Origin of the sequence: Phocaeicola massiliensis B84634 = Timone 84634 = DSM 17679 = JCM 13223, from assembly GCF_000382445.1 — a bacterium.
Lineage (GTDB): Bacteria > Bacteroidota > Bacteroidia > Bacteroidales > Bacteroidaceae > Phocaeicola > Phocaeicola massiliensis.
The window spans coordinates 2,964,714-2,978,898 of record NZ_KB905472.1 but is presented as its reverse complement, the minus strand read 5'-3'; the positions used below and the strand labels follow the sequence as shown (position 1 = coordinate 2,978,898).

7 protein-coding genes and 1 pseudogene are annotated in these 14,185 nt (G+C 38.4%); 3 read left to right on the top strand and 5 right to left on the bottom strand.

The genetic code is table 11. The features are described 5' to 3' along the window. Window positions 1-650 precede the first annotated feature (650 nt). Window positions 651-1,001, top strand: a complete 351-nt coding sequence (locus tag HMPREF1534_RS21395) for a transposase (protein WP_128081331.1) — start codon at window positions 651-653, stop codon at window positions 999-1,001. Window positions 1,002-1,305: 304 nt separating this feature from the next. After that, window positions 1,306-2,793 carry a hypothetical protein gene (locus tag HMPREF1534_RS06775; RefSeq protein WP_005941687.1) on the top strand — a complete coding sequence of 496 codons (1,488 nt, stop codon included), beginning with the start codon at window positions 1,306-1,308 and terminating at the stop codon, window positions 2,791-2,793. Window positions 2,794-3,200: 407 nt separating this feature from the next. Here the strand turns inward: HMPREF1534_RS06775 and HMPREF1534_RS21240 are convergent. Next, a pseudogene (locus HMPREF1534_RS21240) lies at window positions 3,201-3,757 on the bottom strand (IS982 family transposase); the annotation flags it as partial. A 138-nt stretch (window positions 3,758-3,895) separates the two neighbouring features. Beyond that, complete coding sequence (locus tag HMPREF1534_RS21000; RefSeq protein ID WP_254883589.1) at window positions 3,896-4,102, bottom strand: hypothetical protein; 207 nt, start codon at window positions 4,100-4,102, stop codon at window positions 3,896-3,898. Window positions 4,103-4,744: 642 nt separating this feature from the next. On the opposite strand from HMPREF1534_RS21000, the gene HMPREF1534_RS06785 reads away from it, so the two are divergent. Next, complete coding sequence (locus HMPREF1534_RS06785; protein WP_005941676.1) at window positions 4,745-7,195, top strand: glycoside hydrolase family 31 protein; 2,451 nt, start codon at window positions 4,745-4,747, stop codon at window positions 7,193-7,195. A 243-nt stretch (window positions 7,196-7,438) separates the two neighbouring features. On the opposite strand, the gene HMPREF1534_RS06790 is transcribed toward HMPREF1534_RS06785, so the two are convergent. From HMPREF1534_RS06790 to HMPREF1534_RS06800, 3 genes are all read right to left on the bottom strand, one after another. Beyond that, window positions 7,439-9,238 carry an aryl-sulfate sulfotransferase gene (locus HMPREF1534_RS06790; protein WP_005941671.1) on the bottom strand — a complete coding sequence of 600 codons (1,800 nt, stop codon included), beginning with the start codon at window positions 9,236-9,238 and terminating at the stop codon, window positions 7,439-7,441. Between the two features lie 72 nt (window positions 9,239-9,310). Continuing rightward, window positions 9,311-11,077 carry a RagB/SusD family nutrient uptake outer membrane protein gene (locus HMPREF1534_RS06795; protein WP_005941668.1) on the bottom strand — a complete coding sequence of 589 codons (1,767 nt, stop codon included), beginning with the start codon at window positions 11,075-11,077 and terminating at the stop codon, window positions 9,311-9,313. Window positions 11,078-11,103: 26 nt separating this feature from the next. Next, window positions 11,104-14,133 carry a SusC/RagA family TonB-linked outer membrane protein gene (locus HMPREF1534_RS06800; protein WP_005941663.1) on the bottom strand — a complete coding sequence of 1,010 codons (3,030 nt, stop codon included), beginning with the start codon at window positions 14,131-14,133 and terminating at the stop codon, window positions 11,104-11,106. Window positions 14,134-14,185 lie beyond the last annotated feature (52 nt).

Sequence of the window (14,185 nt, the reverse complement as noted above, 5' to 3'; positions counted from 1 at the left end):
TCATTTTAGTTTTGACACATTTACATTTGCAGTATTAAATATCCCAATAAAAATATAAGTGTATATTTGAAAGGAAGAGTTGCAGTGAACTAACTTTGACACTAGTCTTAAATAACTATAGGTTGAATCAGACTGTAACTCTCTTAATCGGAGAACCTATCCGGTTAGAACTGTAGGCTCACGATCTAATAAATGTATTAGTTGTTTCTCTTTCATGTTTAATACTGTAAATGCAAAGTTATGAATTATTCTCATTTTGTTAGTCTTGATGTATGAAAAAAAAACTTTCGATGCATCATTAATGTCTGCGGACGAAAAAGACTTGTGAAACAAGTCTTTTGATAACACTCCGGGAGGAATTCAATCCTTGTTAGCTTGGATAGCAGATTATCAGCTCTCTTTATCCGAAGTCTTGTTCTGTGCCGAAAATTGAAACTATACAAATTGCCGGACAAAGACTTGGTGAGATTGAGAAGATGGATTATTATGCGTGAGAATTTGGTCAAGCAAAAGTATCAAGCATAAAGTTATTGGAAACATTCTCCCAGATGGCAAAGTTAGCTGATGTGACAGAATCTATTTCTTTTTTGGAAGAGTAGCTCAATTCAATCAAAGAAAAGGTTCTGGAGGTGGAAGAGGCTATGGAGTAATTGATAGCCGCCAGTAGTTCTCTTTACACAAACTACTTGCTGTTGAGAAATATAAAAGGGATAGGAATAATCAATGCCATTGTATTACTGTATGCTACTGACAATTTTCAAAGGTTTGACAACCCGAGGAAATTTGCTTGCTATTGTGGGGGTGCTCCATTTGAACATACTTCAGGTATTTCCATATGGGGAAAGACGCAGACTTCTTCATTGGCACTGTATGAAGGACAAAAAAAACGGAATAATCCGGGTATTCTGCTGTCTGTTTTTACTATAAATAAAAGATCAGCAATAGCATATTACCATTTGTTTTCCAGATTAGATATGCTTGATCTGGACGGTGTACATTAATGTCAGATGGATGCTTCATTTAATTTGTTGGCTATATCCGATTCTTATTATTTACGTAAATGGTGAAGTCTTTTATAAAAAGTTTATCAAACATATCTGCTTTATGATAATAATTGTATATTTGCACCGAAAACTTAAAATTATCTTTAATAAGATACGGAAGCTAAGTTCTTTTACCTGACTTCTTAAAGAAAAGAGAAATTAGAACTTATCTTTACACTAATCTTCTTTATGGGGAAATCTCCGGTAATGATTTTCCTATAAGGATATATATTTTTTGGTAAATTGGATAATTATTGATCATATGAAAAGCATTTCTGTTTTACGCTTGGCTGCAATTCTCTTGTGCTGTATGTACTTATTGGGATTTGCTTCACTTCAAGCCCAAGTAAACAAATGGGTAAATTATACCCCGAATTTGACCACTGTACTAAAAAATCCTGCCATGGGATGGATGATGTACGAAGAAGGTTGGTCTTTTCAGGGAACACGCCATAATAAAAGCAACATCTATACCCCCGAAGTTTTTTGGGAACAGATGGAAGAATGCAAGGCTGCTGATTATGCCAATATATTATATATCAGAATGCTATGGAAAGATCTGGAACCTGAAGAAGGTAAATATGCATGGATTTATAATGAACAGTATAAATGGTATATACAAAAAGCTAAAGACAAAGGACTTAAACTGGCATTTAGGGTGTTTTTTCATGGCGTAGATGGGGTACCATCCTATGTATACGAAGCCGGAGCTACAGAAAGCCCAATAGATGATGAAGGCAAAACTCAGCCTTATTATGACAATCCGGTATTTCTTGAAAAGCTGGATAAGTTTGTAGAAGCTTTCGCAAAAGAATATGACAATCCGGATGAGGTGGATTATATGGATGCGTATGGATTGGGAAGATGGGGAGAAGGACATGGTTTAGCACTCGAAAAGAAGGAGAATTTGGAAACTGTCATCCGACAGGTAACCGGATCGTATGCAAGGCATTTTAAAAAAGTGCTTACAGTGATGAATCTTTCGCAGAGTGACTATAGATTCTCCAAGCCGCTTGTATATGATAAGTTGGGGTTTCTTCCCCGTAGGGATGGTATAGGCAGTTTTTGGTTTTCTAATGAAGAACGTGCGATGGTGCATGACGAGCTTTTCCCGAAAAGAGCTCTTATTGGTGAGGGATGCTGGTGGTTTAACGCACAAAATGGTGACAATTCAAAGTACAAGCATTTCCAAGGAGACAAACGTTTTGCCATGAACGATTTCAAAGAGGCTTTTATTGTTTCTGTGACTGATGCTTTAGACAATCATTGCAACACGTTGGATTTGCGTGTGCCTTTACAGTGTAAGTTTTGGATAGAAGAATTACCGGATCAAGTTCAGCGTTTTATAACTTTGGGTGGTTATCGTCTCTATCCGGATTATATCAAAGTAGAACAGAATAACAGAACATTGACTTTGTTTCATTCATGGAAAAACTATGGTGTGGGTGTATTGCCTAATAATCATCCTAATTGGAATTATAAGTATCAGGTTAGCTTTGTTTTGATGAATGAAAGACAGGAGATTGTATTCTTGCATACAGAACCGGAAGCAGAACCTTCCGAATGGCTGAAGGGGATGTCATACAATTATCTGAGTCAGTTTGATATTCCGGCAAAATTACAAGGAAAGTATACTTTATGTGTTGGTTTGACTGACAAGACGAAAAATAATGAGGCGGCTATTGATTTGGCAGTGTCTGAGAATTTAAAAATAGGAAAATGGATATCTGTTGTTGGGCTGGAGTTGTGATGTGTGTACTTGATGTTTTTGTATCAGTTAACAAAAACAGTTGGAGAGGAATTATGATTTTCTTCTCTGGTTTTATTCATTTTTATAACTTAAATCCATTAGGTAAGATTAGGTTAAATTTCTTCCATACTCCGTTACCATAACGATATTCTTCCAATTGTTTCTAGCATAGGAAAGGACTTATAAAATCTGATTGAATGATTAGAAGTTTCTTTCCTTGAAGTCCCTAGTTCATAATTTGTGATATTCAGTGAATGTCCCTCTTTCTTCTAAATTAAAAAAAAAGTTTTACTTTACGTGGACTTTTCTCTTGATTTTTTTCGTTCAACTCTCCCAATCTTCTACCTTTTTCATAGAACATTATTTAACGTGAATTCGATATAAAATTAAAAAATAGCAAGTTGTCCGTCATTGACCGTTTCGATCAAGGCTCTTTTTTTGAGCAAAATTTTGTCGGCAATACTCATCAGTGAATTCTTCATATTGTTTTCAACTTTAGTGACAAGCTGTACACCATTAAGGAAAAGGTTCTCAAACAGAGTCTGACCAGTATATCCTTTGTCTGCACATGGTTTTCCTTTGCTGTTCTCCAGAAACTTACCTTGCTTCAATGGTTCCCGGTCATCCACGTTTTCAGGCGTGAACATAAAATTGAGAATCTCACCCTTGTCATTGATTATCAGATGCAACTTGAATCCGAAGAACCATCCCATTGAATATTTTCCACGCTCGGTAAGTTCCTCAAATGTTTTTATGAATAAGGATTTTTTGGTTACGACAAACACGTGAAGGAGTAGAGTCGACAAAACTGATGCCGGTACAGGTTCCCGGCAGTACTTTTTTGATGAATACGGTTATAAGAAACCTGACGCGGAAAAAGGTGTTTCAGATGTTTACAGGCATATTCTTTGTAGTAATGCTTGAAACAGCGGAAACCACCGAATAACCATAATCTCAGTATCACTCATATCGAATTCACGTTATTTTAGGAATATCCCTAAATATTTATGGTGAAGAATAAAAGACTCGATATCAATTTTAATCAAAAGTTAATATCGGGTTTTCTATTTATGAAAAATACAATGTGTACTTTATCGGATGCTTACACTGATTCAAGATAGATTAACATAGACTTCTGTAGGATTAGTGAACCATGATTCAGCAATAGCTCTGCTTCTTTGTCATTTAATGGATATTTATCAATTAAATTAGCTATGTCACTTTTATTATAGACATAAATATTAGTATTTTTTGTAGTGTATTCTTTTCTGAACTTCAAGACAAAATTATGCAATGCTTCTTTATTCATACTTTCACCTTTATATAATACATGAAAATTTTCAATGGCATGATTGTAGCTTTCTTTTAATATTTCATATTGAGATAGTACCAATTTATTCTTAATGATACGTTTATTTTCATGAATCAATATAGAAATAAGCTTATATGATTCTGCTTTTCTTTACATTTTATAGAATCTTATATCTTTATTTGTTAATCCTTCTATTATTTGTATTTGATGCTTTTCATCCATATTTAAACCAAAATAAATCGATTTTAATGCAAAAGGATTATATCCTTTCCGTTTTGAAGTTGAATATATTAACCTTATCTCATTCTCATATTCCCATGATTTAGATTTTGTTTCAAACATTTTAATCAAAAATCCATCTTTATTATAAATATCGTCAAGTTCAATTATTGGTGGTTCATTTTTATTTTATACAAAAAAAGTAACTATAACAAAAAATCTCTATCTTTGTATTCAGGAATCGAATTAAAGATACAAATTTTATGGTTGTCTTTGTCGACATATCGGGTATTCCTTTATTAGATTTTTTGCAGCACTGGAATAAGCGGAATGTTTGATATACAGGTGTTTGTAAACTTATTATTGTTCCGGAAAGTATCATTTCAAACAAATTTTTATGTTGTACAGTTATGATTAATTATGAATAGAATAATACTTTTTCTGTTTTTCATTGTTTCACTCAGTTCTTATGGTCAAAAATATTCCCTTTCTTCTATACAAAAGAACGAAAATGGGGTTACTATTTCTCTTGAAGAAAAACAAATTGAGATATCTTTTTTAAAGGATAATATCATACATGTCCGAACTTATCCTGCAGGACAAGAACAGAAGCCTTCTCTTATTGTAAATGATAAAGTTTTTGCAGCACAGGATATAAAATGTCGTTCATTGCAAAATAAGATTATCTTGAAATCGGCAAAGGTAGAAGCAACCTATGATATTTTGCAGGATAGGGTTCTTTTTACTGATGTTCAAAACAGTGACACGATTCTCGTAGAAGGTGGTAATCATTTTTCCGAAGTCGATGACTTAGGGGAAAAAGCATATACTGTGAGCCAAACCTTTATTTTAAAGCCCGATGAAGCTATTTATGGTTTGGGGCAGTATCAAGATGGAGTTTATAATTATAGGGGGCATAAGGAATTGTTGGTGCACGCCAATCGTGAAATAGCAAATCCGGTTATTGTATCCACTTCAAATTATGTGTTGTTTTGGGATAATTATTCTTGCTCCACCTTTGAAGATACTCCTGATGGAGCTACTTTTACTTCTGAGATAGGAGATGGAGTAAATTATTATTTGGTAGTGGGGAAAGATATGAAGGATGCTATGTCGGGATATTGCGAATTGACAGGGAATTCGCCAATGCTTCCCAAATCGGCTTTTGGATTCTGGATGTCAAAGGAACGCTACAAGACATTTGATGAGCTTCAAGATGTGGTGAGAACTTACCGAATGAGAAATATTCCATTAGACAATATTGTTCAAGACTGGCAATATTGGGGAGAAAACCTCGATTCGTGGAATGGCATGGTTTTTAACCCGGTCACTCATCCTAATCCCCAAAAGGTTATTGAAGATTTGCATAAGAAGTATCATGTTAAGTTAACATTGTCTGTTTGGCCCGGTTTTGGAAAATCCACGAAAATATATCAAGAGATGGATTCAGCCAATGTGCTGTATGATGTGCCCACATGGGCAGGTTATAAGGTAGCGGATATATATGCTCCCACAGCTCAAAAAATCTTTTGGAACCATTTGTATCAGGGACTTTATACCAAAGGTGTGGATTCTTGGTGGTTGGATGCGACAGAACCGGCTTATAAAGACGGGCTATATCCTGAAAAGCAGACTCAGTGGAGTAAAAAAGCCGGTAAGACTTTTATCGGATCTGCTGCTCGTTATCTCAATACTTATTCGTATGTATTAACTAAAATGATGTATGAAAACTTAAGGAAGCAGAGTGATAATCGCGCATCTGTCTTGACTCGTTCTGCTTTTGCAGGGCAGCAGCGATTTGGCACTTCTATATGGTCGGGAGATATCTATGCTTCTTGGGATGTATTAAAAAAGCAACTTGTAGCCGGTCTTAATATTTGTATGACCGGCATTCCTTATTGGACTACCGATATCGGTGGCTTTAGAGTGCGAAGTAGGGAAAATTCAGGTGAAGGAACCGGAGAGATAGGTACGGAAATCCATAGAAACATATCTTCTTGCGATGGAGGGTATGCAAAGGGGCTTAAAGATTCTGCTTATTTGGAATTATACACAAGGTGGTTTCAGTACGGAGCTCTTTCTCCGATATTCCGGGCTCATGGAACGGAAGTGCCACGTGAGATTTGGCATTTTGGCGAGCCCGGCAGCCTATTTTATGACATTCAAGTTGAGATGATTCATCTTCGTTATTCACTCTTGTCGTATATATATTCAGAAGCTTGGAAGGTTACGTCAAAAGGTTCGGCAATGATGCGTGGTACAGTAGTGGATTTTTCTGACGACCGGAAAACGTTTGATGACGGGAGCAGTTATATGTTTGGGGATGCATTAATGATTCATCCAATAACCAGACCAATGTATTATAATCGGGAGGGGGCTATTTCGGATGTTAATACATTAGAATTGATTTACTTACCACAACATTCCGGTACCTATTGGTTTGACTTGCACTCCAATAGATGCTACGAGGGAGGACAAGAAATAAAATATGATGCTCCCTTGGAAAAGCTGCCAATATTTGTAAAAGCCGGTTCCATTGTTCCACGTAATAAAGTGGTTCAATATGTTGCTCAAGACGATGGCTCTGAAATTATATTATCAGTTTATGCAGGTAAAGATGCAGAGTTTTTATTTTATGAAGACGATAATGAAACTTATGCCTATGAGAGAGGAGGTTATTCAGCGATTCAAATGAAATGGGATAACAAACATCAAACGTTTACTCTATTTGCTCCTATCGGTAAAATGCCGCCTAAATTAGAGAATAGAAAGTTCAAGATTCAGATTTTTACTCCTTTGGAATCGGGACACGTGTCTGTTATTGAAAAAGATATTATTTACAACAACAAAACAATGAAACTGAAATTTTAGTTTGCTGAGGGTATAGAAGGCATACTTCCCGTTAGCAAACTTGAGAGGAAGCACCACGTTCCGCTGTTGGTTGTCTGCCTTTAAGTCCGGCAAGCCTCTCCAGTCCGTCAGATTCGGGTGCGCACTATTCTGACTCTCGCCAAGACGGACGAAAGGTTGTGCCGGTGTCGTGTCGTTATGCCGCTGGCGCAATATTACCTTTTATTTATTATTCTCAATTAATCTTTTATAGTAAAAATGCATTTATTGATTATCAGGATAGAGAGACATACGATAAACTCGCTGATAAATTGCATCTTCCAGTTCCAACTCAAATACAATCTCCTGTGTCTCGGGATCTACTTCTGTCACGCGTGCACCACGATTGCCATTGCTAAGCACATTGCTCATTCCCGGACAAATTAATCTGTTACCCGTTTGTTCCAAATATTGCACCCCGGAACGGGCCGGAGTAAAATATGCGGTACCCCGTTCTTTTCCATATTGCCAAACTTGACGAACCGTACGGTTTACTTCATCCACTTCGTACTCTATTCCACAAGTATAAACATTTTTTCTATCCGTAAAATCAAGCTTGAAATTTCGCCCATAGCCATTATTGAAATAAAAGATATGTCCATTAGGCAACGGAACAGCAGTATGGCACCCCCAAGGCCATTCAAAATCATCACAATTCTTCGTTCCGGCTATCACATCAGGATCAGTAATGGGAGTTCCGTCGGCATGAAGAGGATTTAATAATAATTTCAAATATCTATCTCTCCAATACCCATGAGGTGATATAATCCACTCAATGCCTCCGGCTTTATTAAATTTGAATATTCCTTGATAGCGAGCTGTAGCCAAATAATCATTTCCCCATTCCACTATACCATTATTATGCGCCCAATTACTGGCATTTTGCGCATAAGGATCAGCGGTAAGATTATAATCGGTCATACCATACCGTGCCGAATCCAGCATGTTCACCAAATCCCATTCTTGCAATATTTCCCCTTTTTCGGGATCCATTCTAATAATGAAATCGTTTATCCGTACATCCTTTCCATTGGCTATTTTAGCGGAAGTCTTGCTCACCGTAGCTAATATATTGCCTTGTTTATCTTGAGATATGGCATGATGCATAGTATATCCCCTTTCCAGCATATCCCAATTATGAATTGTATTTCCCATCATATCCACTTCCACCATCCGATGATGGTTTCCGTCACCGGTCATATAATGTCCGTTCTGCATCCGAATCAGTCCGCACCCGATTCCGATATATCGATGTTCATCCGACTTCTCCCAATCAAGAATCCAACGGATTTCTCCGTCAGCATCTACCATATAAGGGATAGAAGTGTCTGTTTCATCCTGTCCGGGAGAGTTAACTAAATTCATGCCTGGCTCCATACGGTCATATTGAGCCTTTACCACTCTGATTTCCTTGGGCAGTCTTCTGCTTTCCAATGTTTTTGTCTGAAGCTTTAGATCGGACCGAGCACGTTCATTTCCTTGCAAATCTGTATAAATTAAAGTGACCTGATTATTATAATTGGGATAAAGTCCCAATACCGGGATATTCTGTTTTAATTCCACACTCTTAAATGCATATTCCACGTCTGGTGTATGCTTTTCCGGTTTGCTGTGTACAATCAGTTTAATGCGTCCCAATACAGGTAATTTTACAACTACACTGGCCGATAATGGATTGCAACCGGAAGGATTGACTGTAGAACTCAATATCAAGTTGTCAATCGAAGTGCCTAAGGTAGGTATAACATAAGTGCTTCCATTGACAAATGTCAAAGTCGTTTTCCAGTTTTCCGCATCCACATCTACATTTTGGATTAACTCTTGCGGAAAAATTACCTTATTGGACTCAAATAACAAAACACATTGTTCACGTTCCTGAGAAACAGATTTCAATAAATCATTTTCCTTCAACTGGTTTTGTATATCCTGCATAGCTTGGGTACAATCCTGTTCTTCATCACGACATGACAAAAATACAAATATCATAACCAACAAAGAGCATAAATAATATCCTTTCCTTTTCATTTGGCTTCATTGTTTTTATAGAGGGAGAGATTCCCCTCCCTCTCATACTTTTTAATTATCAGTTCAATACAATCATCTCCATTCCGGCTTTTGCTCCAAATTCAAATTAGCGTCCACCTCTGCCTGAGGTATCGGGAAGTACAAGAATTTAGCTTCAAAATGGTCAAATCCTTGTGTATCCGAAATGCGGTCTGTCGGTTTATATCCTACCAATTCCTTTTCACCACTTTCATTTTCTTCGTAAAGCAATTCATAATGTTGAGAATCGGTCTTGCGTTCGTGCATGATAGCTTTCAACTTAGCAGGATCATTTCCGTACCAACGAACCATATCATCCCAACGTATATTCTCTCCGGCAAATTCCAGCAATTTCTGTTTCTGGAGTTCTGTCATTATAGCATCTTTTCCACTCAAGGTTTTCTCCGGCAAACCGGCACGTACACGAATCCGGTTAATATCTTTCATTGCTCCGCTTTCATCATTGGTTTCCAGACAAGCCTCAGCGTGGAGCAACAAAACTTCTGCAAAACGCATAATACGTAAATTGTTGATACGTCCGGCATCGTTAGAATACATCGTACATCCTGTGGGAACCCACCAAGCTGCAAACTTCTTCATCATGAAACGCCCTTGAACACCCTCGATAACCGGATAAGCAGGAGCATATCCTTGCTTGGCAATACCATATTTGCCGTCGCCTTCGGGCAGTACCGTCCATTTAAACATATCATCAAATTCCACTTTACCACCATAGAATTTTTCATCCGGCTTCACATCACCGAAATCAGAATATTTAAAGAAGCACGTAGTGTATAAACGCTTATCCCATTTGGAATCAGAACCTTCCGGACGCTGTTCGGAAATGAATTCTTTTATCAAATAGGGAGAAGGTTGCATCTTATACCAACCACCGCCAATATTCTCACCTTTCAGTGTCGGACCAAAATAATGAGCAAGGTTGTTTCCCATAAACGAGTCGTCACTAGTGCCATTGCCCCAAGCGTCACCCGAATTACCTTTGGCATCATAATTGATTTCCCAAATAGATTCAGCATTAAATTCCGTATCGTCACGGAAGTTATCCTCATACTTTTGAGTCAAATCGTAACCATAACCATTCATTATAATTTCAAACTCATTCTTTGCGGCCTGATAATCCCCTTTCCAGATATAAGCTTTACCCAACATGGCAATAGCCGCACCTTGAGTTACACGACCGTTTTCATCGCTTGAACGAAGTTTAGGCAAACGAGACTTAGCTTCCTTAAAGTCTGAAATAGCCTGTTCCAGCACTTCATCACCGCTAGACAGTCCATGAGTTTCCGGATCTGCATCCTGCGGGAGAGTACGGATAACCGCATCACGATAATCAGTACGCAAACGGAAGTACCAGAATCCACGTAAGAAATAAGCCTCACCTATCATTTGCTCACGTTTGGTTTCGTCCATATCAACCGTAGCCGCACGATATATGAATTCGTTTGCCATCTGAATGCCTTCATAGATGTTTCCCCAGCTCAAATCCTTTGTATTCGTTGTGTTGACAAACGACAAATATTCCCAAATATAAGGTTCTTCTCCGCGAGTGGGGTAAAGGTCATCACCGCGCATCTGAAGATGCATGATACCTTCCAACCCGCCATAATATCCACTGGTCATACGGCGGAAAGGATTATAAACTGCGGACAAGCCTTTCATCACATTATCTTCGGATGTCCAGAAAGTGGTCGGAGTCTGACGGTTAGGGTCAATCTCATTCAGAAAATCATCACTACAAGAAGACAACAACATTGGAGCTACAGCCAATGCAGCTATGTATTTTATAAAATTCTTTTTCATATTCTGCAAATATTACTTATTCCTAATTAGAAATTTACTTGTAAACCAAAGGTGATAGTACGTGCCATCGGATAACGACCGTCATCACAACCACGGGTCATTACACCCGAACCACCTGATGTACCGGCACCATTGGCATCTACCATACCCAAGTCAGGAGTATATCCTTTATAATCGGTTATAGTGAAAAGGTTTTCCATAGCCGTATAAACACGCACATTCTGCAAACCGGCTTTGGATACCCATACTTTAGGCAACGTATAACCTAATTCCAAGGTCTTCAAGCGCAAGAATGAACCATTTTCCAACCAACGGTCCGTATAGCCCCAGTTTGTACCATTAGGATCGCTAGTACCAAACAAACAGCGAGGAATATCAGAATGATTGTTTTCAGTCCAGCTGTTCATGCGTTCTGCATACTGGTTTCCTGTTGATTCATTATAAACCGTAGTATAATACTGGGCATTGTAAATCTTGTTGCCAAAGTTTCCGTCAAAGAACATATTCAAATCCAAACCTTTCCATTCAGCACCCAGACTTACACCCAAGTTAACTTTCGGGAAAGCAGAGCCTACATCCTGACGGTCATTATTGTCAATCTTACCATCTTCGTTATAATCCACGAAACGCAAGTCACCCGGTTGTGCATTAGGCTGGATCTTATTACCATTCTTATCCACATACGCATCAATTTCTTGTTGGCTTTGGAATACACCATCCGTCTTTATCAAATTGAAATAACCTATGGAATGACCGGTCTTGGCATAAGTGATCGTTCCTTTGGCATGAGGATTGAATCCCTGCCATTCATCACGACTTCCGTTTACTTCCGTCAGTTTATTCTTGATGAAGGTAGCATTGACACCTACATGATAATACAAATCGCCTACATTATTACGGTGATTCAATGAAATTTCAAATCCTTTGTTTTCTACTGTACCTGCATTTACTGTAGGATTTCCACTCAAACCAAAACTCAAAGACTGCGGCATAGACAACAACATATCTTCTGTTTTCTGAATAAAATAATCAGCACTGACACTGAACTTATTGTTCAAGAAAGCAAAATCCAAACCCAAGTTCAAAGTCTTCGTCTTTTCCCAAGTCACATTCATGGGTGAAGTCCATTCCTTACCGGTAATGGCACCTTCCCAAAGTTCTGTACCCATTATGTTATTCATACCTTTATAAACAACAGACTGGGTAGCATAATTGCCAATACCGCTCAAATTACCCAGTACACCATAACTGGCACGAATTTTCAATTCATTCATGGTCTCCTTGATATTTTCAAAGAAATCTTCATTCATCACATTCCAACCCAAAGATACAGACGGGAATGTGCCCCAGCGGTTTCCATCTGCAAATTTGGAAGAACCGTCCCGACGAATAGAAGCAGACAGCATATAACGATCGGCATACGAATACATCACACGCCCAAACATAGAAATCATTGTATTGGCCCAAGCGCTACCCGATGTATTTTGCGAAGAAACCGAACCGGCATCAATCACAGAGAAACCTTCCGGGAAACCCTTACGTCCTGCACCAAAACCACGTGCATTGTTACGCTGGGCAGAATAACCCACCAAAGCAGAAACCGTATGATTGCCAAACGTATTATCATAATTGATTGTATTTTCAATCAACCAATCGTTCTCCCAGTCTGTACTTTCCGACAATTCCGCTTCATTCTTTTGTGAAGTAGAACTGAAATAATAAGGAGAACTATAGGCATAATTACGTCTTGTATATTTATTTATACCTACATTGAATTTATATTTCAATCCTTTCAAGAACAAATCCACTTCGGCATAGCCATTCAATAAAATGTCTATCCCATGTCTTTGGTAATCATAGGCTTCTGTCCAACCTACAGGATTATCTCCTCTGGTCCATTCCGGAGCGACACCCCAAGTGCCATCTTCACCATATACATTCCACATAGGCACAGCTGTCAGAGCGGCAGTATATGAAACATCTTCGTACTTCTTTTTATAGAATTTCATCATCAACGTAGTCCCCATACGCAAATGATTATTGAAAAAAGAAAAAGTATTCTTAGAACGAATGTTCCATGCCTCATAACCGGTAGTATTTACAATACCATCCTGGTTAAGATAGCTTCCCGACAGATTATAGGTCGAAGTCTTGTTTCCTCCAGATACATTCAAGCTAACCTTGCTCACCATAGCCGAGTTATAAAGTTCTTTCTGCCAGTCTGTTCCAGCACCTCCATTCCAATTCAGCAACCCTTCTGCCGAACTATAACCGGTAGCCTTTGCCAAATCGCGAAGCTGATTACCATCCATTACATCAATGTATTTGGCAACCATCTGAACGCCTGTATAGGCATCCACTGTCACACGGGCAGGAGTTTCCAAACGACCGCCTTTAGTAGTGACCAATACAACACCATTAGCAGCACGAGAACCATAAATAGCAGCAGCCGAAGCATCTTTCAACACTTCAATAGACTGAATGTCAGCGGGATCAACCATATTGATATCACCATACACACCGTCAATTACATAAAGCGGACTGGTGGCACTCAATGAACTGATACCACGGACATTAATATTCAAGCCTTCCCCCGGCTGACCGTTGGCAGCCGACACAGTAACACCGGCAACTCTTCCTTGCAAAGCAGCTGAAGCACTACGTGCAACATTTGCCTGTAACTCTTTACCGGAAACAGAAGCGACCGCACCTGTCAAATGGCTTTTCTTCACTGTACCGTAACCGATAACCACCACCTCGTCCAACAATTCACCTTCCGACAATTTCACATTAATCACACTGCGGCCATCAACCTTAACAGTTTGCTCCTGATAACCTACATAAGAGAATTTCAAAGACTGACCGGAATTTACTTTAATGGTATATTTACCATCAAGATCGGTAATAACACCATCGGTAGTTCCAAGAACTAAAACAGCAGCACCAATCAACGGATTGTTTTCCGCATCCGTCACTGTTCCACTAACGGTGATTTGTTGTGCATATGTGCATATACTAAATATGCACAGCATTAGAGTTAATGTAATTTGTTTCATAAAATATGTATTAGAATTTGATTAAAATAACACTCTTTGTCTGTCGGTCTGA

Bases quoted from the DNA above. Each gene is read 5' to 3' on its own strand.
- HMPREF1534_RS21000 (WP_254883589.1), bottom strand. From the start codon at position 4,102: ATGAATAAAGAAGCATTGCATAATTTTGTCTTGAAGTTCAGAAAAGAA.
- HMPREF1534_RS06790 (WP_005941671.1), bottom strand. From the start codon at position 9,238: ATGAAAAGGAAAGGATATTATTTATGCTCTTTGTTGGTTATGATATTT.
- HMPREF1534_RS06775 (WP_005941687.1), top strand. From the start codon at position 1,306: ATGAAAAGCATTTCTGTTTTACGCTTGGCTGCAATTCTCTTGTGCTGT.
- HMPREF1534_RS06795 (WP_005941668.1), bottom strand. From the start codon at position 11,077: ATGAAAAAGAATTTTATAAAATACATAGCTGCATTGGCTGTAGCTCCA.
- HMPREF1534_RS06785 (WP_005941676.1), top strand. From the start codon at position 4,745: ATGAATAGAATAATACTTTTTCTGTTTTTCATTGTTTCACTCAGTTCT.
- HMPREF1534_RS06800 (WP_005941663.1), bottom strand. From the start codon at position 14,133: ATGAAACAAATTACATTAACTCTAATGCTGTGCATATTTAGTATATGC.